Annotated in this window: 19 protein-coding genes; 5 read left to right on the top strand and 14 right to left on the bottom strand. The window is 66.3% G+C overall.

Translation table 11 applies throughout. The annotated features are described in order from the left end of the window. Position 1: 1 nt before the first annotated feature. The 11 genes from AC1MB9_RS16115 to AC1MB9_RS16065 are packed head-to-tail and all read right to left on the bottom strand — an operon-like array spanning position 2 to position 12,624. A complete protein-coding gene (locus AC1MB9_RS16115; RefSeq protein ID WP_479962922.1) occupies positions 2-1,942 on the bottom strand; it encodes an O-antigen ligase family protein in 1,941 nt (646 codons plus the stop codon). Beyond that, positions 1,939-2,667 (bottom strand): YveK family protein, encoded by a 729-nt coding sequence (locus tag AC1MB9_RS16110; RefSeq protein ID WP_479962921.1) that lies wholly within the window; start codon positions 2,665-2,667, stop codon positions 1,939-1,941. Before AC1MB9_RS16110 ends, AC1MB9_RS16115 begins: the two co-directional genes overlap by 4 nt. Beyond that, positions 2,664-3,875, bottom strand: a complete 1,212-nt coding sequence (locus tag AC1MB9_RS16105) for a rhamnosyltransferase WsaF family glycosyltransferase (protein WP_479962920.1) — start codon at positions 3,873-3,875, stop codon at positions 2,664-2,666. Before AC1MB9_RS16105 ends, AC1MB9_RS16110 begins: the two co-directional genes overlap by 4 nt. 10 nt (positions 3,876-3,885) lie before the next feature. Further along, the gene (locus AC1MB9_RS16100; protein WP_479962919.1) at positions 3,886-4,992 is read right to left on the bottom strand and encodes a glycosyltransferase family 2 protein; all 1,107 of its coding nucleotides are present in this window, start codon (positions 4,990-4,992) and stop codon (positions 3,886-3,888) included. Then, complete coding sequence (locus tag AC1MB9_RS16095; RefSeq protein ID WP_479962918.1) at positions 4,989-6,113, bottom strand: DegT/DnrJ/EryC1/StrS family aminotransferase; 1,125 nt, start codon at positions 6,111-6,113, stop codon at positions 4,989-4,991. The genes AC1MB9_RS16100 and AC1MB9_RS16095 overlap by 4 nt, the downstream gene beginning before the upstream one ends. After that, positions 6,106-7,566 (bottom strand): lipopolysaccharide biosynthesis protein, encoded by a 1,461-nt coding sequence (locus tag AC1MB9_RS16090; RefSeq protein ID WP_479962917.1) that lies wholly within the window; start codon positions 7,564-7,566, stop codon positions 6,106-6,108. The genes AC1MB9_RS16095 and AC1MB9_RS16090 overlap by 8 nt, the downstream gene beginning before the upstream one ends. After that, positions 7,563-8,744 (bottom strand): glycosyltransferase family 4 protein, encoded by a 1,182-nt coding sequence (locus AC1MB9_RS16085; protein WP_479962916.1) that lies wholly within the window; start codon positions 8,742-8,744, stop codon positions 7,563-7,565. The genes AC1MB9_RS16090 and AC1MB9_RS16085 overlap by 4 nt, the downstream gene beginning before the upstream one ends. A 20-nt stretch (positions 8,745-8,764) precedes the next feature. After that, positions 8,765-9,397: an acetyltransferase gene (locus AC1MB9_RS16080; protein WP_479962915.1), complete on the bottom strand. Its 633-nt coding sequence runs from the start codon at positions 9,395-9,397 to the stop codon at positions 8,765-8,767. After that, entirely contained in the window at positions 9,390-10,538 is a 1,149-nt protein-coding gene (locus AC1MB9_RS16075) for a DegT/DnrJ/EryC1/StrS family aminotransferase (protein ID WP_479962914.1), read from the bottom strand. The genes AC1MB9_RS16080 and AC1MB9_RS16075 overlap by 8 nt, the downstream gene beginning before the upstream one ends. Beyond that, entirely contained in the window at positions 10,535-11,533 is a 999-nt protein-coding gene (locus tag AC1MB9_RS16070) for an NAD-dependent epimerase/dehydratase family protein (protein ID WP_479962913.1), read from the bottom strand. The genes AC1MB9_RS16075 and AC1MB9_RS16070 overlap by 4 nt, the downstream gene beginning before the upstream one ends. Further along, positions 11,530-12,624: a Gfo/Idh/MocA family protein gene (locus AC1MB9_RS16065; protein WP_479962912.1), complete on the bottom strand. Its 1,095-nt coding sequence runs from the start codon at positions 12,622-12,624 to the stop codon at positions 11,530-11,532. The genes AC1MB9_RS16070 and AC1MB9_RS16065 overlap by 4 nt, the downstream gene beginning before the upstream one ends. A 632-nt stretch (positions 12,625-13,256) precedes the next feature. On the opposite strand from AC1MB9_RS16065, the gene AC1MB9_RS16060 reads away from it, so the two are divergent. From AC1MB9_RS16060 to AC1MB9_RS16040, 5 genes are read left to right on the top strand one after another with little or no spacing between them, the layout of a single operon-like run. Then, a complete protein-coding gene (locus tag AC1MB9_RS16060) occupies positions 13,257-14,486 on the top strand; it encodes a DUF1972 domain-containing protein (RefSeq protein ID WP_479962911.1) in 1,230 nt (409 codons plus the stop codon). Then, a complete protein-coding gene (locus AC1MB9_RS16055; RefSeq protein WP_479962910.1) occupies positions 14,483-15,283 on the top strand; it encodes a CDP-alcohol phosphatidyltransferase family protein in 801 nt (266 codons plus the stop codon). The genes AC1MB9_RS16060 and AC1MB9_RS16055 overlap by 4 nt, the downstream gene beginning before the upstream one ends. Next, positions 15,280-16,206, top strand: a complete 927-nt coding sequence (locus tag AC1MB9_RS16050; protein ID WP_479962909.1) for a glycosyltransferase family 2 protein — start codon at positions 15,280-15,282, stop codon at positions 16,204-16,206. Before AC1MB9_RS16055 ends, AC1MB9_RS16050 begins: the two co-directional genes overlap by 4 nt. 17 nt (positions 16,207-16,223) lie before the next feature. After that, a complete protein-coding gene (locus AC1MB9_RS16045) occupies positions 16,224-17,663 on the top strand; it encodes a tyrosine-protein kinase domain-containing protein (protein WP_479962908.1) in 1,440 nt (479 codons plus the stop codon). Continuing rightward, the gene (locus tag AC1MB9_RS16040; RefSeq protein WP_479962907.1) at positions 17,660-18,712 is read left to right on the top strand and encodes a glycosyltransferase family protein; all 1,053 of its coding nucleotides are present in this window, start codon (positions 17,660-17,662) and stop codon (positions 18,710-18,712) included. Before AC1MB9_RS16045 ends, AC1MB9_RS16040 begins: the two co-directional genes overlap by 4 nt. On the opposite strand, the gene AC1MB9_RS16035 is transcribed toward AC1MB9_RS16040, so the two are convergent. Genes AC1MB9_RS16035 through AC1MB9_RS16025 form a run of 3 tightly spaced genes read right to left on the bottom strand, consistent with a single transcriptional unit; the run spans position 18,709 to position 24,328 of the window. Beyond that, positions 18,709-19,857, bottom strand: coding sequence for a glycosyltransferase (locus AC1MB9_RS16035; RefSeq protein ID WP_479962906.1), 1,149 nt, complete (start codon positions 19,855-19,857; stop codon positions 18,709-18,711). The genes AC1MB9_RS16040 and AC1MB9_RS16035 overlap by 4 nt on opposite strands. Next, complete coding sequence (locus AC1MB9_RS16030) at positions 19,854-20,858, bottom strand: glycosyltransferase family 2 protein (RefSeq protein ID WP_479962905.1); 1,005 nt, start codon at positions 20,856-20,858, stop codon at positions 19,854-19,856. The genes AC1MB9_RS16035 and AC1MB9_RS16030 overlap by 4 nt, the downstream gene beginning before the upstream one ends. Further along, positions 20,855-24,328, bottom strand: coding sequence for a PKD domain-containing protein (locus AC1MB9_RS16025; protein ID WP_479962904.1), 3,474 nt, complete (start codon positions 24,326-24,328; stop codon positions 20,855-20,857). Before AC1MB9_RS16025 ends, AC1MB9_RS16030 begins: the two co-directional genes overlap by 4 nt. Positions 24,329-24,417 lie beyond the last annotated feature (89 nt).

The raw sequence follows: 24,417 nt of genomic DNA, 5'->3' as shown, positions 1-24,417 counted from the left end.
GTCAAGCCGTCGAAAACCTTCTCGTACGGCGCAGGGCGGTCCTCAGCAGCGACGCAGCCAGAATCGTCAGCAACAGCAACATTCCCGCCGCCACGGAACGGTTGACCGGCCGCCCGAACACGTTCGGCTGCACGAACGCGTCACCGGCGACGACGTACAGTCCCTCCGGGATTCCTCGACCTGATTGCAGGGCCTGGAGCTCGGTCTTCACAGCATCGCGCACCGTTTGGGCCGCCGCGCTCGCGGCGAGCTCGGTGGCACCGCGAGCGGAAATCCACACCATGGGGCCGCTCCCCTGGCTTTCCGCGTAGGGCTGCCGACTTCCGCTGCCCACCGCGACGGTGTAATCGCGGATTCCCTGGGCCTGCAGGGTCTGCCTCACGGCACTGGTCGTCATGAGGGCAGTCACCACGCCTGACATGCCCGCAACTTCCACCTTCTTGTCGTAAATATTCTGCCCGATTGCGGCGGGTACGCCCACAACCAGGCTTCCCTGTGCTTCAAATTCGCCGTGGGCCGTGCCGATCGCCCATGAGCCCCCTAGCAAGGCGACAATTACGACCCCGACCACGACCATCCGCCCTCGGCCGTTGAGCCTCACCGCCCCCTCGATGGGGCGCCGCTTTTCCGGGGCACGATGTACGTGCCAGATGCCGCCGGCCACCCCAATCAGCACAAAGAAGACTCCCATCGCCATCGGGAACCCGAAGGCGTCAAAGGTGCCGCACAGCAGGACCCCTGTCGTCAACCCCGCACCAACTCCTCCCGCCTGAGTGCGCAGTAAGCGGGTCGGCGCGGCACTACCGGCCAGGACACACATGACAACGGCCCCGACGGCCAACAGGATGAAGGCGACAAGCCCCAGAATTCCCTGCTCCACCAAGATACCCAGGAACTGGTTATCGAGGGTTCGATACATGTCCGGCAAGAAGGTGAACGACCCTCGCCCCACCAGAGGCGACTGGGCGAAGAAGGCGTTGACGGCCTCGTAGTCCCGGGTTCGTCCGATCACGGACTGGTCCTGCCCGGCATCGAGGAACAACTCACGGATCGTGCCCAGCAGCCCCGGGATGACGGTGCGGAAAACTACCGCACCGATAGGGAGCACGACCAAGAGCCAGAGACGCTGACGCTTCGTCGCGATGAAGAAGGCAAATCCGAGGCCGACGACGAGGCCCAACATTCCGGACCTGGAGACGGTCAGGGGAATGGCCACAAAAATCAGTGCTAGCTGAACCCACGGCCATACCTTCTCTCTGGGCGCTTTGAATGCGAAATGAACGGCGATCGGCAGGATGATGCCCAGGACGGCCGCGAATTCGATGGAGTGCAGGGACGTGGCGCTGACACGCGGGTAGCCTGACCGCCGGTAGAGGCCGCCATCAGCCGCATTCTGGGTGAGCCCGGGCAGATGCAGCAGACTCACGAAATCGACACCGAAGAAGAACTGCACGAGGCCCATCGCGCCCAGAACGGAAGCCGTGAGTACCAGGAAACGCAGGAACGCGTCAAGTCGTTGCCGCGTGTGCAACGCATCCGTTGCGAGCAGCACGACGCCGGCCCACGACGCAAGCATGATCAGGCCGCGTTCGGCAGAGGAAACTTCTGCGCCGGTGATAGGTCGCAGCATCCCGGCGACCAGACTCACGAGCGCCGCCAGGCACATGGCCCCCAGAAACCAGTGGATGGGCGTAGGCCTGACGGACTGCCCCGACCGGGTGAGCGTTCCGGCCAACCACAGAATGAGAAAGAAGACGCCGAGTACCGTCGCCGGCGTGCCCGCGGCACCGAGCGGCTCGATGATGTAGATCGAGGGGGACGCGAAAAGCACGACAACATAGATCTGCAGGGCGACGAGCGGATCCCGGGAGATCATGCGCGGGGAGGACCGCGCCAGCCCCACCCGTGACACACTGCGCGCGCGTGTTTCGAGTTCCGTCATTTCGGTGACGTTCTGGCCAACTCGCTCGCCGAGGAAGGCGCGTATTCCGTTGACGGGGAGGACTCGTCAACGGAAGGAGGCGACGCTTCGGACTCCGAGTGCGCCGGCAGCCGCGTTTTTTTCGCGCCGACGAGTCGTCGCCGCTCGGCCATCAACACGATACCCAGCGAGAGCAGCAGGGCTCCCACGGCACCGGCCACACCGTTGCGAATCGGCGCAGAGTAGTCGAGAACCGGTTTCGGGTCGCGTGTGAACTGCGACATGGTGATCCACTGATCTACTGGTGCACCCGCGTCCTTCTGCAGCTCGTCCAGTCGTCGTCCGAGCTCAACTCCAAGGCTGCTCAGCGTTACGGAGGCCGAGTCGAGGCTGACGTCCTCCACCGAAATATTCATCAGGGGCGCCGCCAGGGACGTGTCACGCTGGGCCGTGTAAGTGAGCTCCGAATCCTCGTCCACGTAGTGGTCGACCGTCACGCCGTCTTCGAGGGACACGGCGAGAATGTCAACGGTCGTGGAGACGCTGTTTCCCAGCTGCAGGAATGGGTTGCCCGGTGTGCCATCTCCAGCCAGAACCGGGGAGAGAAACAGGTAGCTCGCCTGAACCTGGTACGTCACCGGGGTCGCGACACACACGAAGGCACCACCCGCGAGCCCGACCACGAGTCCCGCAATCACGATCCATCGCCAGCGCCCGATCATGTTCCAGAATATGCGAAGGGTCACCGTGAGCACTCCCGTTCAATTGCGGACACCACGGCGGTCTGGGCCGGAGACCAGGACATGTCTGCGACACTCTCGGCGAGCGCGTCGGGTCCTGTGCGGCGATGATCATCGAGTGCACGGGCCAGGGCGTCCGCGAGGGCCCTCGGGGTTGAGTTCGACCAGGCCACGTTCGGATTCGACAAGTCGGCCCGTGTACCGGCGTAGTCGTTCACGACAGGAACGACCCCGGCCGCGAGGAGCTCGAACGCGATCAGCGAAATGTTGGTGAATGACAGGGCCAAACCCGCGGCACAACGGTTGTAGAGATCGTTGAGCGCGGACGGGCTCATATGCGCGTGCACGGTTGCGGGAAAGGGAATTCTGCGCGCCTCGATACCGAACGTGTGGATCTCAATCTCGGGATGGTCCTCATGGAACAGCTCCAGCGCCATCAGGCCCAGCTCGTACCCTCGCCGGGCCGTACCGGGTTTCGCATAGAAGACGACGGCTTCACGTTCGCCACGATTTGTCACGTGGTACTTCTCCCGATCGCAGCCGAACTCGGCGACAATCGGTCGAGCATCGAAGCGGGTTCTCAGTTCGTCCGCGACCATGTGGCCCACTGTGAGCGGGATAAATCCGAAGCGGTAGGTGTCCTCGGCGAGCTCATACGCACTCCCCCGGGGATAGAAGTAGGGCTCGAAGTCCTGAACGAGATAGAACCTCGCACCGACCAGTTCCGAGAAGCCGGCAAGGATGTGCGCCGTCGGCCAGGCCGTGGCGACAAAGGCGTCGATGTGCTGCGTTCCGGCGGTTGCCTCGGAGACATTCCGCACCTGGGCGCGCACCCGGGGCCACCAGGTGCGAATGAGCTCCTCGTATTGGCCGGCGTCTCCCCCCTGTCCGTCGTAGACGTACAGGACGCATTCGTGGCCGGCCGCCTCGAGCGCCTCGACGAATCGAAAGATCGTGGTGTGGCCTCCGGAAGCAGGTCCGGGCGCCGTCAGCACCCAGCCGATCCTGAGCGCTTGCCCTTCGGCCGACGGCGTTCGCTGGCGGAAAGGCTTGACGGTGCCGGAACCGACAACATCGTGGGGCCGCAGGAACATGGGCTCGCTGTCCCCGCCCCATCTCTTCGCTGCGCGGCGAACCAGCCGTTCTGCGACGCCGTTCAGGCCCTCGCGACGCATGACCTTGACGAGTTTCTGCGCATTGATGATGTGGTTCATTGTCGCTTCCTCACAGTCCCGTAGCGCGCCACCGCAGCGCGCGAAGCTCACGTGTGCCGCGATATGCGACGGCCCTGGCGAAGAGATACGGCGAGTATACGGCCTGGCGCGGACCCAGCTTGCGCGCTCGCTCCAGAACTGTAGCGTGCGGCAACTCGGCAGGCGCCGGGCACAGGGCCGCAGCGTACCGCTCGTACCGATCAACTTCCGGCGTGCCGCCTCGACCACGCGAGTACGCCTGCGCGGCGCGCGCTACCGCCTCATTGGCGAGCGCGTTTCGGGCCAAGATCCGGAGGCGTTCATTCTCCGGACGACTGCCGCCCGCATTCGAGAACAACACCTCAAACGCGCGTGCGCGTTCCTCGAGATCGGTCAAGACGTCCACTTCCCGGGCCGAGAGGCTGTCGTCATGCTCGCGATGCCAGGCCTGGTCTGCGCCGTTGATCCAGCCGACATCTCCGTGCAGGGCGAGCCGAAACCACATTTCCATGTCGTGGGTATGCGCGAGGTCGCGCTGACCGCCGACCTCACGAACAACGGCGGCGCGCATGAGAACTTCCGGTGAGGTTATGCAATTGACGCCTCGTCGACACCGCAGTTCGAGCCAGCTCGGTCCGGACCAGATCGTCCAGGACACGGCCTTGTCGCGATACGTCGGCAGCGTTGTCCCCGAGAAATGCACGGGGTGGCCGTAGACCATGGAGACGTTCGGGAACGCCTCGGCCAGGGCCGCCGACCGCGCTACGGAACCGGGCGTCAGGACATCGTCTGCGTCGAGCCGGATCAGGTAATCACCCGTCGCCACGGCCAGGCCGTCGTTGAAAGTGGCGACCGGGCCCTGATTCACCTCATGCACAATGACCCGCACGCGGGGATCGTGGTCGGCGGCGGCGCGCGCGACAACGGCCGAGTCGTCTGTGGACGCATCGTCGACGACGATGACGAGCATGTCGGCGTCGCGTTGGCCGAGCGCGCTGTCAATCGCGGCCCGCAGAAATCGGGCGTAGTTGTAGCACGGGATGATGACGCTCACGGTCACTCGATCGACCGGCCTGTCGCTGATGCGGCTTCCTCGCCGTCGGGCCAGGACAACGGGATGGCGGTCGTTGGGGCTCATCCGCAGCTCCCGAGGGCCTCGATGAGTGTGTCCGAGACGTATTCCTGTTGCTCCTGAGTGATCCCGGGGAAGATCGGCAGAGACAGAATCTCCTCACCGAACTGCTCGGCAAGCGGGAACGACGCCTCGCCGCGAACGAGGTTTTTGAAGGCGAGGAGGCGGTGGATCGGCGCCGGGTAGTGGATGCCGACGCCCACCCCGTTCCCGGCCATCCGCTCGACGATGGCGTTGCGAGCTGCACGCGGCACGCGAACGACGTACAGGTGGAACACATGCTCATTGCCCGGCGCGATCCGCGGCGTGATGACTCGCACCTCGTCGGCGAGGAGCTCCGAGTAGTAGGCTGCCGCCTCCCGGCGCTGCGCATTCCACGCATCGAGGTGGACCAATTTTGCCGAGAGCACGACGGCCTGAATACTGTCCATTCGGGAGTTCATTCCCACCAGGCTGTGCTCATAGCGTTTCTGGCCGCCATGATTGCGCAGTTGTGCCACCCGGTGGGCGTACTCCGACGTATTGGTCATCACAGCGCCGGCGTCACCGTACGCGCCCAGATTCTTGCCGGGATAGAAGCTGGTTCCTGCGATGTCGCCCAGCGAGCCGGCACGGCGACCATGCCGTTTGGCCCCCTGGGACTGAGCGGCGTCTTCGACGATCGCCACCGCGGGTCCGGCAACCTCCCGGAGCAGTTCGACGGGGGCGGTCTGCCCGTACAGATGAACGGCCATGATCGCACGTGTCTTCGTGGTGAGCCGCTCGCCTACTTGTTCGGGGTCGATCAGGTAGTTCTCGTCGTTGTCCACGAGCACGATGTCGGCCCCGGTTCGTACGACGGCCTCCGCCGTTGCCACGAATGTATTCGCCGGCACGATGACCTCGTCGCCGCGACCGATCCCGATGGCGCGCAGAGCCAGCTCGAGGGCATCCGTGCCATTGCCGACTCCCAGAACCTGTTCGACCTCGGAATAGCGGGCAAACGCGGCTTCGAAGGCCCTCACCTCGGGGCCGAGGATGAAGCCCTGATGCCGGAGCACGCCCGCGATCCCCGCTTCCACCTCTTCCCGAATCAGGGCATGCTGAATCGTCAGATCAACCAAGGGAATTTCGTGGGTCTTAAGCATGGTGCGTCTCGGTACCTTTCACTTGGTCTTCAGATAATGGAGTCGAAGCCGGGATCCGACCTCGCACCCAGCGAAACATCAGGGCCGCGTAGACGGCTCCCCCGGCGACACCTCCGGCGAGCAGCGCGCCCACCGTCGACGGCACCTGGGTCACGACGCCGTAGGCCACGAGGCCGGCAGGAATCATGGCGGCGATGGGTTGCCAGCTCGTCCGCAGGACCCCGGGCACGTCTGCGCCGACTCGTCCAAGAGCGATCAGGTAGGCGGGCAGCACAATGACCAGGCCCACGGCCACATGGGCGAGTGCCGCGCCCTCGATGCCCCACCCGATGGTCGCCATCACCGTGGCAGGGACCAGAACGACGAACCACAGGATCTGGATCCACAGGACCTTGCCCGACGCTCCCCGAGCAAGCAGGAAGGCGGCCCACACGTCGAAGACCGCTCGGAGGGCTCCGAAGATGCCGAGCGCCGCAAGCACGGGAGCCGCGGCGAGCCATTTCTCACCGTATACGACGGCGATGAGGGGGACGCTCAGCAGGGCGAGGAACGCCCCGGCCGGAAGTGCGACTGACCAGGTCAGTGAGGTGGCCGTCGGCAGCGCCGCACTTTGCTTCCCACCCCCGTCTCGCGCGAACGCGGGCAGGGCCACGGACCGCACGACCTGCCCCAGGGCCGACATCGGCCAGCTCGAGATGTTGAAAGCCAGCACATAGAACCCCAGGGCGAGTGGACCCGCGAACCGGGAGATCACAACGTTGTCGATGTTCAGGAGAGCCCAGGACAGCAGATTGGCTCCCGCGATCGGCAGGCCGAAGGCGAGCACCGGCCGCACCAGCCCGCGATCCAGGCCGAAACGCGGTCGTTCCCCCGACAAAATGAATTGGAGGATGAGGGTGACCGATTGCCCGACCAGGCGCCCAATGGCTAGTGCGAGGACGCCCCAGCCCGCCATGAGCAGCAGCAGGGTGATCGTGGTACCGACCGCGAAGTCAATGAGGCCGATGACCAGGAGCTTTTTCTGCTCGAAGCGCCTCAGAAGCATCGCGTACGGTACGACTCCCGCGCTGCCCAGCACAAGCGTGAAGGCGAGCACGACGATAACGTCGCCCGCGGCCGGGCTGCCGAGGAGCGCTGCGAGCCTGTGCCCCGAGACCGCCATCAGGGTCGTCATCACGGCGCCCGCGACGAGTCCGAGCGTGGCGACGGTCGGAGCAATCCTTTCCGGATGCTCGGAGCGGATGACGTCGGCGCTCAGACCGAGGTCGGCCAGGGTAATGAGCACGGCCTGCACGGTGAGCGCGACGGCATAGACACCGAACTGTTCCGGGGAAAGAATCCGAGCGAGCACAATCCCCACGGTCAGGGACCCCAGGCGCAGGGCGAGGTTGTTCAGTGCGCTCCACGCGATGCCGTGGCGCACCTGGATTCCTGCGTTCGTGGTCTGGGTCACTGGGCACCCCGTAGCCGAGCAGGTCCTCGCGAGGCCGCCCAGCGGTGTCGCTGAAGCGCAAACTTGAATTTGGCCAGTCGCGCGGCGCTGGTCGCCAGCCCGGACCACGAGCGCAAGGGTGACGGGCGCGTGTTCATCGCCTCGGAATAGATTTCGACGAGATCGTCACTCGCACGCGCCAGGCTGAAGCGGTCACTGACCAGCGCGCGTCCGAATGCACCGAGTTCGACGCGGAGGGCGGGGGCCGCGTAGAGCCGGTGGAGGATGCCGGCCAGTTCCGCTGCGCCCCCGCCGCGCGCTCCGTACCAGCCGTGCTCGAGAAACATCGCCAGGCTGGAGCCGTCCAGGAGCTTCCAGAACCCCGCCGCGCCTTGAACGACGAGGGGCTTAGCGAAGGCGAGTCCCTTGAGGGCTGAGCTGCCCATTCCGAGCACGACATCCGCCGCATCATAGGCATCCCGGGGATCCATGAGCGCCCCCGCAACCAGGATCGTGTCACGCCCGTGGCGAGCATTGACGGCGGCCGCGCACGCACGCACCTCCGCCAGACCGGCCCCGTCGCCCACCACCAGGAGTCGAACGGGGACCGTCTCGGCCAGGGCGTCCACGGCGGAAATCGCCTCGATGATTCCGTGCACCTTCTCCAGATCGGTGACGAGCCGGCCCACGACGGAGACGATGAACTCGTCGGGGCGGAAACCGAATCGTGTCCGCGCGGAATGCCCGTCTCCGGGAGCGTTGCGTACCGTGTCAATCGGCGGCTCCATGAGCCGGACGCCGTCGCGGGTGCGCGCTTGCTCGGCACAGAGCTGGGCCGTTCCGACGAGCAGCGAAGTGTGACGCGGCAGGAAGTCGGGAACACTCATCGACATCACCGTGGTCACCACAGGCACTCCGTACCGGAGGTGCGGCCCGAAGGCCAGATCGACTGCCGGTCCCCACTCGTACCCGTGGACCACGTCGATGGCTCGTTCCCGCACGAGGCGGTTGAGCGCGTGCATGTTGTGTCGCGACGGCCAGGTGCGTTCGCGGGGCGCCAATTCGTACTCGAGACCGAAATCTCGCACCGTATTGAGCAGGTCACCGTCCGGGCAGAAGAGGACAACGGTGTGGCCGCGGTCCGCCACACCTTTGGCCAATTCGACCGCGTTGGTCTGGCTGCCCCCGATCTCCATCATCGCCGGACACACGAGTATCCTCATCGCGTTCGGACTCCCGACAACCGGGCGGGGATCCCCACCCACGTCTCGCCCGCCGGCACGTCAGACAGCACGACTGCCCCCATGCCAACGACCGCGCCGGCACCAACGGTCACGTACTGACGAATGCTGACATTCATACCCAGATAGGCACCCGATTCAACCGTGACGCCACCGCCCAGAGTGGTCGCTGCCGCGAGGGTCACGCAGTCCTCAAGCACGTCGTCATGCGTCAGCGTGCATTGGGGCATGATGACGACGTGTCGGCCCAGGGTGACGTCAGCGGTCATGACCGTATTGGCCAAAATGATGCTTCCACGCCCTACCGTGCAGGATGACGGAACACGCGCGGACGCGTCGATCAGGGTGGCGAAGCGGTCCTCGGCCACGCCGAGGGCGCCCAGACGCTCTACGATTCCGCGCCGACTCGCACCGGAACCGACGCAGACGAGCAGGTCGGCGTCGAGCTCGGCGGCCAGATGGATTGCACCGAGCACCTCCACCCCGGAAACGCGCGAGCCGCGCAGGCCGGGGTCATCGTCGAGGATTCCGATCACGCGGAAATCATGCTGGAGCGCGGACAATACCTCGCGGGCAAGCCCACTGGCTCCGATGAGCAAAAGCTCAAGCATGCGACACCGCATTCTCGAGTTGCAGCACCTCGACGACACGCTCCTGATCTTCCAGAGTCAGCTGGTGGTAGATGGGCAGGATGAGGGTGTTGTCGGTGAGGTGTTCGGTCACGGAGAGGGATGCGGTTCCCCCGTTGTGTCCGAGGTAAGCGGGCTGACGATGCGCGGCCATGATGCCCCGGCGCGCGGAGATGTCTGCAACGGCAAGCCGTTCGAGCAGCTGCTCCCGGTCGAGCGCGTATTCAGGACCGACCTCAATCCAGAAGGACTGGAAGTTCGTCGTACCCCATGCCGGATCGGTGACGGCGCGCAGACCGGGGATCCCGGCGATCGCAGCCGCGTAACCGGCGGCGATCTCACGGCGACGTTCCACGATGGCGGGCAGCCGGCCGAGCTGCACGATTCCAACGGCGGCCTGCAGGTCGGTCATCCGATAATTGAATCCGATCTCGCGGTATTCCTCGGGCGGCGCGAGAACCAAGGAATGGCGATCTGTTGCCGAAACGCTCATGGAATGCTCGCGCAGCTGACGCGCACGCGCCGCCCATTCCGGACGCGTGGTGGTGAGCATGCCGCCCTCGCCGGTCGTGAGCAATTTTCGCGGGTGGAAAGACCACGCGGAAAGCTCCGCACCAGCGCCGACCGGACGCCCGCGATAGGTTGACCCCGCGGCGCAGGCCGCGTCTTCGATGACGACGATGCCGAGCGGGTCACAGAGCGCCCGAATGGGATCAAGGTCGACCGGCACGCCGCCCTGGTCGACGACGATGACCGCGCGCGTGGCCGGGGTGAGTGCGACTCGGATGGTGTCGGCGGTCACGTTGCCGGTCACCGCGTCGACGTCGGCGAACACGGCACGGGCACCCACATACGACGCCGCGTTGGCGGTCGCGACGAAAGAGAATGAGGGGAGAACGACGTCATCACCGGCACCGATACCGGCCACGACGAGCGCCAGGTGCAGGGCCGTCGTGCAATTTGAGGTGGCGACGGCGAACGGGACCTGCATGGTCTCGGCGAACAGCTGCTCGAACGCGGACACCCGCGGGCCCTGCGCGACCCAGCCGGACTCGATAACGGCCGTGACCGCGGCGATTTCCTCGGCGCCCATCCACGGCTTCATCACGTTGATCCGGGTCATGAGGAAACCCCGACAAAGCGCTCAGCGGAGATCTGCTCTCGCAGGGGCAACCACCACTGCACGAGCTGCTCCAGGCCCTCTTCCAGCGAGGTTTCGGCGACGAAGCCGAGATCTCGTCTCGCCGCTTCGATGTCGGCAAGCCGCCGCACGACGCCATTGACCGGGCGGTCGGGACCATGCTCCACATCGAGGGTCGATCCCATCACGCGCAGAAGCGCCTGTGCCAGCTCAAGGAGGCTGGTTTCCTCACCCCGGGCCACGTTGTAGACGCCTTCCGTCACATCGCTCGCGGCCGCAAGCACGTTCGCGCGCGCAATGTCGGTCGTGTAGACGAAGTCCATCGTCTGTGTGCCGTCGCCGAAAATCAACGGCGACTTGCCGTCGGCAATTCGCTCCATCCAGCGCACGAGCACCTCGGTATAGAGGCCGTGCACGTCCATGCGTGGTCCATACACGTTGAAGTAGCGCAGCAGCACGTAGTCAGTGCCGTACATCGCGCGAAAACTGCGCATCATGCCCTCGTTGAAGGACTTGGCCGCGCCATAGAACGTGTCGTTGTTGTGGTGATGGTGTCGCTCATCGATCGGGAAGTGCTCGGCCATGCCGTACACGGATGCGCTCGACGCGGCGATCACCTTGCTGACACCGTGTTCCTGGGCCGCCTCATAGACGTTGAACGTTCCGTCGACGAGTACCTCCAGCGCCAGACGGGGTTCCTCCGCACACTGAGTGATGCGAATCGCGGCCTGGTGAAAGACCAGATCCTTGCCCTTCGTCACGTCGTGCACGAGGTCACGATCGCGAATGTCACCCTCCACAAGAGTGACCCGACCTGTTGAGAGCGCCGGGGTCAGGTTGCTGCGACGACCGCGCACCAGATTGTCGAGGACGTCTACGTGCGCCACGCCGGCACCGAGAAGCTGGTCCACAAGGGTGGACCCGATCGTTCCGGCTCCCCCGGTGACCAGAACCCGAGAACCCTGCAGGGCGGTCATCGCACGACCTCCGCGAGATCGGCGTCCGCCGGTGCGCCGCCCTCAACGGCAGCGAGCAAGCCACCGTTGTCAAGGCTGCGACTCGCCGCCTCAAGAACGGACAGGACGCGCAGACCGGCCTCGCCGTCGGTGCGCGGTGCGCGCTCGTCGCGGATACTTTCCGCGAATTCCGCCGCCATCGCGCCGAGGGCCTCCCGCTCGGGCAGTGCCGGCGACCAGGTGTCGCCGAGCCGGTACGAGACCATGGAGGCGGCTGCATCCGCGCCGTCGACGGCCTGCTGCGTGAGGTCTACGCCGCGGTCGTACACACTCAGTCGCTGCTGCGGGTTCAGGTCGTCCCAGACCAGGGTTCGCAGTGTGCCGCCGATCACCATCTGTCGGATCTTCGTGGGGCTCAGCCAGTTGACATGCACATGCGCGATCGCGTCATTGCGCAGGGGAATGGTGAGGTACCCGATGCAGGCTTTTCCGGCACGGAGCGGATCCGCGCCCTGCGCCGAGACCGCCTCGGGGCGGAGCCCGCCGGGCAGAACAAAATCGATGATCGACAGGTCGTGGGGTGCGAGGTCCCAGAACACATTGACGTCCGGTTGGACGAGGCCCAGGTTGATGCGGACCGAGTCGATGAACAGAATGTCGCCGAGGGCGCCCTCGGCGATGAGGTCGCGGATCTTGAGCACGGCCGGGGTGTAACAGTACGTGTGGTCGGCCATCAGGGTGAGGCCGCGTTTCGCCGCCTCACGGACCATCTCGGCGCCGTGTTCCCGGCTGTCGGCGAGCGGCTTCTCCACGAGAACGTGCTTGCCGGCCCGCAGGGCGGCCAGCACGAGGGAGTGGTGTGTGCGGGCCGGGGTCGCGATGGCGATCGCGTCGATGTCGCGCCGTTCGAGGAGCGCGGCGACGTCGTCATAGGCGGCAACAGTGGCACCGACGCGATCCGCGAGGGCCTGGGCTCGTGGGCCGTCCAGGTCACAGATGGCGACGAGCTCCCAGTCGGGGCTTGAGATGAAATTGCGAGCCAGATTCGGTCCCCAGTAGCCTGCCCCGATCACAGCCACGCGCAGCCGTACCGGTGTTTTCAATGCCGTCATAACCGTCCCTTTGTTCCATGTCAGTGCCCGCATCGAGGGCCGAATGAGGTCAATCGCTCTTTTTTGGGGCAGCGCATATACCCCCAAATGAAGGGGTCAAGGCACTGCGCGATGCACCCGTCAGGGGTAATGAGGTTGTCTCACGCCCAAAACTGTGCCACAGCATTCCGTCGTTCGCGTCCCCCCAACATGGGTTATTCAGCGTGAAAAAGGGTCGTCTGAGGCCGAATTTCACCCCCAGAGCGGGTGTGCCCAGGCGTGCTGTCTGTCCCCGCGACCGTCACCGCTCTGAAATGACGATGTGGCACCGTTCGCGGGCTCACCGACCGGGAACCGCGCGACCCCCGATTTGGACGAGATATGCCGCCACAAAGCGCGCTATCGTCTGCACCAGAGTTTTCCAAGAATGCCAATACCCGACTTTTGGAGAGATCCAGTGATGATTCTTCCGACCGCGCAACCGCTGTGCAGCGTGGTGAGCGCGGGGCAATCCGGACCCGTCGCCCTGGTGCGCGCACGGACATTGCCGCGGCGGTCCTCACTCGTGATCGAGCCAACGACAGCACCCATGTCTCTCTCGCCGGTACCGGGAAAATTGCCGTTAAGCACGAGAACTTCGGGGGCGTACTGACATGAAATCTTCACCGAGACCCCTGCGCATCGCGCTCATCGGCACGAGAGGGGTTCCCGCCACCTACGGGGGCTTCGAAACGGCCGTCGAAGAGATCGGGCGTCGGCTGGTGGAACGCGGCCATGAGGTGACCGTGTACTGCCGCCGCAACGGCACCCCGGAGCTCGCGGAACATCTGGGCATGAAGCTCGTCTACCTGCCGGCACTGCACCACCGAGTGCTGGAGACGCTCAGCCACACGGCACTTTCCGTGCTGCACGCGACGCTGCATTCACGTCCCGACGTCGCTTTCGTGTTCAACGCCGCGAACGCGCCTTTCGTGCCGCTCCTCCGCGCGCGCGGCATTCCGACAACGGTGCACGTGGATGGCCTGGAGTGGAAACGTGACAAGTGGGGCGGCGTGGCCCGCCGCTACTACCGCTGGGCGGAGCAGTTCTCCGTGCTCCAGGCCGACGCTCTCATCGCCGATGCTCAGGGCATCGTCGACTACTACCAGCATGAATTCGACATTCCCACCGAACTCATCACCTACGGCACCCAGATACTGACCGACACGGCGTCACACAAACTCGCGGCGCTGGGGCTGGAATCCGGAAACTACCACCTGGTCGTTGCACGGTTCGAACCCGAGAACCACGTCGACGTCATCATTCGGGGATACCTCGCCAGCGACGCCGCCCTGCCCCTTGTCGTCGTCGGATCGGCGCCGTATGCGCTCGAACACACCCGCCTTATCAAGAAGCTCGCTGCGTCGGATTCGCGCGTACAGTTGATCGGTGCGGTCTGGGATCAGGAGCTGCTCGACCAGCTGTACGCGCACGCGGCCACGTACCTCCACGGACATTCCGTGGGCGGAACCAACCCGTCGCTGCTGCGAGCCATGGGCGCCGGGGCCGCCGTGATCGCCTGGGACGTGGTGTTCAACCGGGAGGTCCTCGGCGCCGCCGGCACGTGTTTTCGTAACCCCGCGACCCTGTCCGCGCTCATCGAATCGGCAGAGCGCTCCCCTGAAACCACGCAGAGCATCGGGCGCACCCTGCAAACCCGTGCCAGGGAACTGTATGACTGGGGTCAGGTGACGCTCGCGTATGAGGCTCTCGCCGTGCGACTGAGCGCGGGATACAGCACTCACGGCATGAGTGCAGGTCGCACCACCAACCCGGCGTGGCAGAGGTCGGAGTCGCTTGAACGCCACCCGTCACCCGTCCACGTCAGAGGATCAGTGTTATGAACCGTCCGCGCGCACACACCTCCACCCGTGGGACGACCGTGCCGGGCGCTGAGACCTATCGGCAAACCGTGCTGCGGTTGTCGGCGGCGCAGAAGACCGCGGCCCGCGGTGCCCCCGCCTACTCGATCTACGTCAACCGTCGCGTGGGGCGCTACCTCGCAGCGGGCGCCTACCGGCTGGGTCTCACCCCGAACATGGTCACCGGCGTCAGCGCCGTCTTCACTTTCGCCGGCATTGTTCTGCTGGCCGTCGGGCAACCGACGTGGATGCTCGGGATCTCGGTCTGGCTGCTGCTCGCGCTCGGATACGCTTTCGACTCGGCCGACGGTCAGGTCGCCCGGCTACGAGGCGGCGGGTCGCCGTCGGGTGAGTGGCTCGATCATGTGGTGGATTCGGTGAAGATTTCGAGCCTGCACCTCGCGGTCCTCGTGACGGCCTTCACCCATTTCTCGCTGTCGAGTCCGGTCTGGCTACTCGTGCCGATCGGGTTCACCGTGGTCGCGGCCGTGTCGTTCTTCGCCATGATCCTCAACGATCTGCTCAAGGCTAAGCATGGTTCCGGGGCGGCGCCCGCCCGGCGCAGCACCGTATGGCGGGCGTTGCTGGGAGCGCCGACGGACTACGGACTCCTCTGCTTCTCGTTCGTTCTCCTCGGGGCCCCCTGGCTGTTCTTCACGGTCTACGCGCTCCTCTTCGTCGCCAATTCGGGATACCTCGTTCTGGCGCTCATCAAGTGGTTCAAAGACATGAGCACCCTCGGCGCTGCCCCCGCTCACTCGGCGACGGTGAGCTCGTGAGTCTCTCCCGCGATATCGCCCTGGTGATCGTCAACTACGGCTCCGACATCCTGCTCGACGAGAACTTCACCAGTGTCACCGGCGAGATCGACCCCGCGCACATCGTGGTCGTCGACAATTTTCGTAGCGCCACGGATACCGCGCGGATGTCCGCCCTCGCGGCTCGACGCGGGTGGAGCCTGCTCCGCCTCCCGCAGAACCAGGGCTTCGGCGCCGGAACAAATGCCGGCGTGGCACGGGCCCAGGAGCTCGGCTGCCGCCGCTTCCTGATCATCAACCCGGACGCCCGTATCGATGCGGACGGGGTCGCCGCGCTGGCGGCTGAGTGCGCGGCGCGTCCGCGGAACATCGTGGGTGCGCGGATCCGGCGACCGGACGGATCCGTCTGGTTCCACGGCGGCACCATCCTGCTCGATCGCGGGCGCACGAGCACCGGTCCGGCCGCGCGCAGTTCGGGTCCGGGCGGCTGGATCACGGGGGCCTGCCTGATGATCCACACCGACCTCTGGGACCGCCTCGGCGGATTCGACGACGAGTATTTCCTGTACTGGGAGGACGTCGACCTGTCCTGGCGCTGCACGAAGTCCGGCGGGCGCCTGACCGTCTTGCCTGACCTCGAGGTGGAGCACAGCGTCGGCGGCACTCAGGTCGGCGGAGGCAAATCGGCCACGTACGTGTACTACAACTGCCGTAACCGACTCCTGTTCGCGTCGCGACATCTCAGTCGGAAAAGGCTCATGTCCTGGCTGCTGAGCAGTCCGGGCTACGCGTCGACCGTCATGCAGCATGGGGGGCGCCGGGCTCTGGCCCGCCACCCGGTCACCATGATCGGCGCTGCGCTCTTCGGAACGGCGGCGGGCGGCACACAGGCCCTGTTGCGGCGTGAGGCACGACCGACAGCAACACATGGCCGACAGACGTGAATCAAAGGGGAAGCACAATGGAACCGATCGAATACTTGCGCGCCGTGGCCAAACAGTGGCTCATCATCGTGCTGCTCGGCGCCCTCGGGTTCGGCGCAGCGTGGGCGTACGTGGCCAACGCGACACCGTTGTACAAGTCGACGAGCAGCGTCTTCGTGTCGTCCGAGCGCGGCGAGACCACCAGTGAGCTCGTGCAGGGATCCACCTTCAGTCAAAATCTCGTGCAATCCTACGCGCAGCTCGCCAGTATGCCGGCGGTGCTCGATCCGGTGATCGCCGAACTCAACCTCGGGACCACGGCGCCGGCCCTTGCCAAATCCGTCGTTGCCGCGACGCCCCTGAATACGGTCATCATCGAGATCACCGTATCCGACGCGTCGCCGGCTCACGCGGCCGAGATCGCGAATTCCATTACGCGTTCATTGGCGACGGTCGTGCAGAAACTCGCGCCGATGGGACCGAACAACACACCGTCGATCACACTCAGCACCGTATCCACCGCCCAGGTCGCCACCGCGCCCTACTCGCCTAACACCCGGCTCTGGCTCATCACGGGAGCGGCGGGCGGCCTCGCGCTCGGGGTCGTGTTCGCCCTCGCTCGCGAGCTACTGGATACCCGAGTGCGCGGTGCACAGGGCCTGCTGCGCGTCACGGATGCACCGTTGCTCGGCAAGGTCGGCGAAAAACGCCGCGGAGACCCGGACGGCCTGGTCATGCGTGCCATGCCGCGGAGCGTGCTCGCGGAAGGCTACCGTCGCATTCGCGCGAATCTGGAATTCATCGATGTGGACAGTCGTCCCCGTTGCGTGGTCGTCACCTCGCCCGTGGTCGCCGACGGCAAGTCCACAAGCGCGCTCAACCTCGCTCTGGCCATGGCCGAAAGCGTTCCCCGCGTGCTCCTCATCGACGCAGACCTGCGCCGACCGTCGATAGCCGGGATGTGCGACATTGAGGGCGAGGTAGGCCTGACCACCGTGCTGGTCGGCACCGTGGCTCTCGAAGACGCCGTCACCCTGTGGGCCGGCGTGCTGCACGTGCTCCCATCCGGAGCTCTTCCCCCCAACCCCGGCCAGCTGCTCGGCTCCACCGCCATGAGCGACCTTGTGTTGACGCTGCGAAGGGAATACGACTTCATCGTGATCGATTCCCCTCCCCTGCTTCCGACATCCGACGCGCTCGGCCTCGCCCACCTGGCGGACGGGGCCATCGTCGTCGCCCGAGACAAGTCGACCCGGCGCGCCCAGCTCGCGCACACCCTGGAATCGCTCGATGCCGTGAAGGCCCGGCTGCTCGGGATCGTGCTCAACCGGGTGAAGGAACGCCACTCCGACGCCTACGACTACGTGGAGTCGCCGACCGCCACGGCTCGCCGTTCTGCGGCCCGACCGGCAGACGTCGACCCCAATATTTCAGGGTCCCGGCCGCACGCGACCCCGGCGAGTCGCCGTGGCCTATGACCTCCCAGACGACCGCGCGAACGTTGCGGGTCATGCAGTCCTTTCCCGTGGGTCGCACGACGACCAACCCGTATCTCCTGCAGCTTCTCGCGGGGCTCGCGCCGTACGCTGAGGTCTCGGGGTTGTCGTGGCGACGCGGCCTGACGCGACGGGTTGACGTCTTCCACGTGCACTGGCCGGAAATGCTTCTGCGGGCGCGATCGCCCGGTCGGCGCTGGGTTCGGCGGCTTCTCCTCCGTGCCCTGCTGCTGAAGTGGCGGCTGCAACGCACCGCGATCGTGCGGACCGTGCACAACACCGCGAGCCACGAGGCGATACCGGTGCGTGACAGATCGTTGCTCGCCCATCTGGACAGGCAGACGTCGCTGTGGATTCGCCTCAACCCGTCGACCGACGTTGCCGGTGTCGATGCGGAGGCACCGGGCGCGCCCGTGTGGACGATCATCCACGGCGACTATCGGACATGGTTTGCCGGGTGCGCCGTGCCTGCACCGGTGAGCGGCCGACTGCTGCACTTCGGTCTTCTTCGCCCCTACAAGGGAGTCCCCGCGCTCATCGACGCTTTCGTCGGCTGCCCCGATTCCTCAGCGCCCGGGGCCGCACCGTTGACACTCCACATCTGCGGGTCGCCCGTGACGCCGGCATTCGGCGCGGATGTCGTGCAGGCGGGCAGCGCCGACCCTCGCATCACCGTTGCGCTGGGGCATGCATCCGACGCGGCGCTCGCCCACGAGATCGGGCAGGCCGAGCTCGTCGTGTTGCCCTACCGCGACATGCACAATTCCGGCGCAGCCCTGCTCGCCCTGTCCCTCGCCCGTCCGGTGCTCGTTCCCTCGAATGCGGTAACCCGCGCGCTCGGCGACGAGGTCGGTGCCGGATGGGTGTTCACCTTCGACGGCGCGTTGTCGGCGGACGTGCTTCGCGAAGCGCTGGTCCGCGCCCGGGAACGGAGCACGGGGCAGGAACCTGACCTGTCTGGGCGGGACTGGCCGCGTCTGGTGGCCCGGCACCTGGAGGCATACCGCGCGGCGGTGCGGCGCGTGCCCTAGCCGGCCTGGAACAGCCACGCATCGGCCGCCAGACGACCGTCACGGTCCGGAAGTGCCGCGGCGACGCTCGCGACGGGCCGGTCGGCGAGCAGTGTCAGGATGATGGCGTCCGCGAGAAGTTGTGGCGTCCCGTTCGCGGCCACGACCGCGTGACCGTTTTGCTCCAGCCACGACGCGAGGCCGGTCTGGCTCGTCGTCACCACGGAGCATCCGTGCGCCAGACCCTCCACGATGGGAAGCCCCACCTGTTCCCGCCATCTGCGGGTGGGTTGGGACGGCAGAGCGAGTACCGCGCTGCGCCGCAAAAGCCGATGGATGTGCGCTCTGCTGGGATCGACAACGACCTCGATCGTGGGGTCCGTCGCGGCGGCATGACGCACCACGCTGTCGAGCTCACCCTTTCCAGCGATGGTCAGTCGCGCGGTCGGCAGTCGTGCCACAACGAGTGGCCAGGCCTGAAGCAACTCGGGAATGCCCTTGCGCGCCGCGAACGCCCCGAGGAACATCACTCCGCCGGAACGCGCCTCGGTCGGATCGGCGTTGTCGCAGCTGCACGGTGCCGGGAGCGCAGGTATGAGCGTTGAACGGGTGCGACCCCGCGGAACGCCCCACACCGATTCGTAGGTGATCCGAGCGGCATCCGTTCCGAAGACCAGGCCATCGAGGTTTCTCCACACGTATCGGGCGAGCGCCGCCGTGAGGGCGCGGCGCGGAATCCCCCTGGCCGGGACCGCCCTCGCCCAGGGGTTGGCGTTGTCAATCAGGTAGCTCACGATGAGCGTGCGTGGTCCGCCCACGAGGGCGCGAACCCGAAGTCCGGCAACCGCAAGGGCGGTGGCCGCAACATTCGACGTCATGAAGGGCTCCGTGACCTCGAGCTCGCGTACGGGAGAACGAACGAGCAGCCAGGCGGCGCGCACGGGGCCGGCCTGCACGAGGGTGAGCCCGGCTGTGAGGGACTCGTCGAAGTCATAGCGAACGCTGCGGTACAGGATCGTCGCGGGTGCCAGCTCGTGGGCACGTTCGAGGTGCGCGCTGCGCACCGTCCGGTACAAGCGGGCCCGCGATCCGATGCGCCGCCGCCATGGCCGCGGGCCGAAGATCTGCGTCGCTGTGTCGCCGCGCCGGGGGGCCACGTGGCTCACAACGAGTGACTCACCGACGCGTCGGGCGCGGGCGCGGGCTGCGGCACGCGGCGCTGGTACTCGCTGTACACCGATCCCGCGGAACCGGTGAGCATGCCGGCGCCCCTCGCCGCGGTGCGCAGTCCCCTGGCGCGCTGCGTGACCTGCCCGGTGAGCAGGCCGATGCCGAAGTGTGCGCCGCCGACGACGACGCGGGCAAGGCCACGCACCGCGAGAGAAACGCCCACCATCACGCGCTGAACAGAGCGCGTTCCATCGAGGTGGATGCGGCTCCACGTGTTGCCGACCCGAAAGGCGCGGCGCAGCACCCAGTCCCGGGTGAGGCGTTCCGCCGGCACCACATCGATCACGATGGCCTCGTCGCACCACACCATGCTCCCGCCGCGTGCGTGGAGTTGGCGGGTGAAGAGGGAGTCGGAGCCGCCGCTGAGCCCGAACCGTTCGTCGAAGCGCACCCCGAGTCGGTGCACCTGTTCGACGTCGAGGAGCAGGTTGTTCGTGGCAGCCAGGGACACCCGCGTTCCCGTGGGCATGCGGCGTCGCTCGAAGAAGCGGCCGGCGCGAATCCACTCACTGGGTTCCGTGTCGTAGCGGGAGACGACGGGCCCGACCACCGCGGCGGGACGCGCGGCCCGATACGTTTGAAGCAACAGCGCCAGCCAGTGGGCCGTGGGACGTTCATCGTCATCGATGAAGACCAGGAGATCGAAAGCGGCGGCCTCGGTGAGGGCCAGATTTCTCGCTGCCGCAATTCCCGGGGTCTTCTCGTGCGCGTAGCGCACCAGCCCGCCCGCCCCGAACTCGTCGACGAGGTCCCGGGCCCCGCCACCCGGATCGTTGTCGACAACGACGACCTCGCTGCGGGGCACGTCGGCGCCGGCCGGCGCCGGCAGGGTGGCGAGCTGGTCGATGAGTTCCGGTAGGAGCTCCCGCAGGTCATCGGCGCGCTGATAGGTCAGCACGGCGATGAGCACCCGTGGCGGGGTTCGACCCCCCGTCATTCTGCCGGCCGAGCCGTGAGATTATCGAACGCCGCGGTGAACGGCTCGGGGTTTGCCAACCCACTCAGGTACATGGCAAGTCCGATCGACCCCGGAGTCTGCAGCGCAGCCGCGCCGTCGGTGGTGGACAGCTGCCAGCTCGCCGGCTCGGGTGTCCCCGCCTTCCAGACCTTGGCGCGAAGGGTGGTCGGCGAGGTGCCGAATGCCTGCACGGTCACCTGCAGCGCCTGCCCGGCCACGTGGGTGAGGCCGGAGACCGTGGCGGCCGAGAGCGTCGTACCCCCGCGCATCAGCTGAAGCTGCACCAGCCCGGTCGGGAGCACCTTGACCCTGGCGCGGTAGTCGTCGTTTCCCACTCGCCGGGCGATCACGGACACGTACGTTCCGGAACCGGTCGGCGCCTGCGGCAGCGTCAGGGCCACGGTGACCTCCGTGTTCACCGAAGACACCCCGGAGAGGTAGGAGTTGACGGTCGCGCTGGGGACCGCCGCGGTGAGCGTGCCAACGCCCTGGGCGACCGCGTAGTCGGACGCGGCACCGGTGACGCTCCAGGCTCCTCCGGTGTCGGCCGTGCCGAGTCCGTTCGAGACCGTGCGTTCGAAGGTGTCGAGAGCGAACGCCGAGTTGGCGGCCGGATCCGGAACGACGACGGTCTTCGCGCTCGTCCCCGTGGCCCCGCCGTTGTCGGTCACCGTGAGGGTGATGGGGTAACTTCCCGCAGTCGCGTAGGCATGCGTTGCGGTTGATCCGCTGCCCGTCGTTCCGTCACCCCATATCCACGCGAAGGAGGCGATCGTGCCGTCGCCGTCGGTCGACGCTCGGGCGTCAACGGCGACCGCCAGGGGTGAGACCGTCGCAGTGAACGCGGCAGTTGGGGCGGAGTTGACGGGCGCAGCCGCCGCGGTCACCGACCGGGTGGTGGCGCTCGTGCCGCCCGCATTGTCCGTAACGGTGAGCCTCACGTTGTATGTGCCTGCGGCGGCATATACATGTGAAGCCGTTCGACCGGTGCCGGTCGCCCCGTCGCCCCAGGACCACGCATAGCCGGTGATCGTGCCGTCCGGGTCGGCGGAAGCCGAGGCATCCGTTGTCACGGACAGGCGGTCGGCGACGGCGTCGAACGACGCGGTCGGCGAGACATTCTGCGGTGTTCCCCCGCGACCGATGGTGGAATGGGACGCAATTTGGCCCGCGCTGAGAGGGCCGGGGTAGACGGCTACCTCATCGATGTCCCCGGCGAGGTAGGAGCTCGTCGGAGCGCTCGGCCAGGAGGTGAGCGAGTCGCCGCCAATGCGCCAATATCCCGTGTACGGGGCCTGCCCGGTCGTGGTGCCCGCGAGCGTGCCCACGGATGTCCCGTCGACGAAGAGCCCGAGCCCGCTCGTGCCGAGAGTAGCCACAACGTGGTGCCACGCGCCGTCGTTGTAGGACGCCGCGGACGTCACCGTCTTGATCGGTCCCGGATTGACGCCGAACCAGATCTTGCCGCTGTTGTCCATGTACAGCTGACGGTCGTAGCTTGTGGACTGGCCCGTCGCCTTATTGCCGAAGCCGATGATCTTGCCGCCGGTCGTGCTGGACGTCTTCACCCAGGCTTCCAGGCTGAAGCTGTTCGTGGCGGTTTCGGCTGTGCTCGTCGCCGCGTAACCCGTGGTCGTGCCGTTGAAGCGCGATGCCGTTCCCGAACCGACCGCCCCGGTGACGTTCCGGGTGACTCCCGATCCCGTGACCGCGTCGTTCGACGCCGCCCAGTCGAAGGCGGCAGTTCCACTCTCTTCGCCGAGGGGCCAGTAAGAACGTGGGGAGTCGTGGAGCACGGCGGCGGCGTAGCCACTGACGGTGCCCACATTGCTGACGGTCACGGATGCGGGATCCCCCGTGACGGTGTTGCCGAAGGGATCGGTCACTCGGATGCGATACGCGTGGCTGCTTCCGGAGGTGAGCCCGGTGTCTGTGTAGCTCAGGTAGGGACGTTTCCAGTACACGGACGCTGCGGTGATCTGGGTGACGGGCACATTGTCGCGCAGCACCTCGTAGCTCAGGTGTTCGTTGTCCCGGTCGTAGGCCGTCTGCCAGGTCACGCGGGCGCGTCCTGCCGCAAAGGAGGCAACGGTCGGCACATACTCGGAAGGCACGAATGACACGTCCGACACCCGCGGGCCCTCCTTGTTGGGCGCAATGGCCGGAACGGCGAAGCGCGCGAGACCTTGTTGCGACTTGTTGTTCACGATGGTGAATTCACCGGCGTAGAGCACGTATTGGGAGTTCGCCACGACGTTCCAGGCGCCCTGGCCCTGGCCGGTGTACACCCCCGTATTGATGTCCGAGTAGAACGAGAGGAGGCTCGGTCGTGGGTTGCCGGCGAAGTTGGTGTAGTTTCCGACGGCGTTTGCCGTGATGAGGCCGGTCTGTTCCATGGTGAAGGTGAGTGTGCGCTGCCAGGAGCGTGGTGAAGTCTCCGGGAAGCCGCCGATATTGCCGCAGTAGTGCACATGGCCGGTCGTGTACACGGCGTTCGTGGCCGGGGCCACGGAGTAGGTGTCACCGTGGCAGTCCTCCATCCAGATGAGGGTCCCGTCGGCCCAGCCGGCGCGGAACGTTCCCTCGAAGTTGCCCCCCGCGCCAAAGACATACCCCGTACCGAAGAGCCCCTCGGCGGATGCGGTGAGACTCGTGATTCCGGCTCTGCTGCCGCCGTTGCGGATAAGCGAGTTGACCTTCCACGGCAGGGAGGCGCCGGTCGCGGCATCGGTCGCGGCCAGGCCGTAGCCGGGGTTGTTCCCGCCGTTGTAGGCCGTGAACGTCCCCCCGAGGATGATCTTGTTCTCATCGGGAGACACGGCGAGAGAGGTGACCCGGCCGCCGGTGGGTTGGCCGGTCCACGGCAGCAAGGCGCCGGTCGACGTGGAAAAGGCCGACGTTCCGTATCGCGTCGCGTTGCCGGAGTTGGAGAAAGCCCCGGCGAGGTACAGGGTGGAACCGGTCACGGCGAGCGCATATACCTGCCCGTTTGTGCCCGGGTTCCAGGGGCTGACGAGCGTACCGTCTGTGCTGAAGGCCGCGACCCGGTAGCGGTTGACCCCGCCGACCGCGGTGAAGGAACCCCCGACATAAATTCGTGAGCCGTCCGGCGCTGCCACGAGCGTCTTCACGGGGGCGTTGAGGTTGGGGTTGAAGGAGGTCATGACGCCCGTTGTGAGGTTATAGGCGAGCAGGTTGTTGCGCACCACCTCGTTCACGCCAGGGGCGGAGCCCGCGGGGCGTGCCCGGGTGAATTCACCACCCACGTACACGGTGTTCCCCACAACGACCTGAGCCCAGACGACACCGTTGATCTGGACGGTCGGCAGGGAGTCGGCGGCGACCGTGGCGGGCACGGCCGTATCCGCCGGCGCGCTGTCGGCGCGGGCCGGAATGGTCGTCCACGCGAGCGTGGCGAGCAAAGCGAGCGTGGTCGCAATGGCGAGCACGCGCAAGCGTTTAAAAATAGAAGTACCCACGGTAGGCCCCGGTCCACGTTAGGGCGGTGGCCCTAGGGTGGCCACCGCTCTTGTGGGCG

The sequence above is a fragment of the Cryobacterium sp. AP27 genome (genome assembly GCF_056680495.1).
This window is presented reverse-complemented; position numbering and strand designations above follow the sequence as displayed.

Coding starts and splice junctions, on each gene's coding strand:
- AC1MB9_RS16100 (WP_479962919.1), bottom strand. CDS start 4,992: ATGAGCCCCAACGACCGCCATCCCGTTGTCCTGGCCCGACGGCGAGGA.
- AC1MB9_RS16085 (WP_479962916.1), bottom strand. CDS start 8,744: ATGATGGAGATCGGGGGCAGCCAGACCAACGCGGTCGAATTGGCCAAA.
- AC1MB9_RS16075 (WP_479962914.1), bottom strand. CDS start 10,538: ATGACCCGGATCAACGTGATGAAGCCGTGGATGGGCGCCGAGGAAATC.
- AC1MB9_RS16060 (WP_479962911.1), top strand. CDS start 13,257: ATGAAATCTTCACCGAGACCCCTGCGCATCGCGCTCATCGGCACGAGA.
- AC1MB9_RS16070 (WP_479962913.1), bottom strand. CDS start 11,533: ATGACCGCCCTGCAGGGTTCTCGGGTTCTGGTCACCGGGGGAGCCGGA.
- AC1MB9_RS16055 (WP_479962910.1), top strand. CDS start 14,483: ATGAACCGTCCGCGCGCACACACCTCCACCCGTGGGACGACCGTGCCG.
- AC1MB9_RS16030 (WP_479962905.1), bottom strand. CDS start 20,858: ATGACGGGGGGTCGAACCCCGCCACGGGTGCTCATCGCCGTGCTGACC.
- AC1MB9_RS16045 (WP_479962908.1), top strand. CDS start 16,224: ATGGAACCGATCGAATACTTGCGCGCCGTGGCCAAACAGTGGCTCATC.
- AC1MB9_RS16065 (WP_479962912.1), bottom strand. CDS start 12,624: ATGACGGCATTGAAAACACCGGTACGGCTGCGCGTGGCTGTGATCGGG.
- AC1MB9_RS16095 (WP_479962918.1), bottom strand. CDS start 6,113: ATGCTTAAGACCCACGAAATTCCCTTGGTTGATCTGACGATTCAGCAT.
- AC1MB9_RS16080 (WP_479962915.1), bottom strand. CDS start 9,397: ATGCTTGAGCTTTTGCTCATCGGAGCCAGTGGGCTTGCCCGCGAGGTA.
- AC1MB9_RS16105 (WP_479962920.1), bottom strand. CDS start 3,875: ATGAACCACATCATCAATGCGCAGAAACTCGTCAAGGTCATGCGTCGC.
- AC1MB9_RS16040 (WP_479962907.1), top strand. CDS start 17,660: ATGACCTCCCAGACGACCGCGCGAACGTTGCGGGTCATGCAGTCCTTT.
- AC1MB9_RS16115 (WP_479962922.1), bottom strand. CDS start 1,942: ATGACGGAACTCGAAACACGCGCGCGCAGTGTGTCACGGGTGGGGCTG.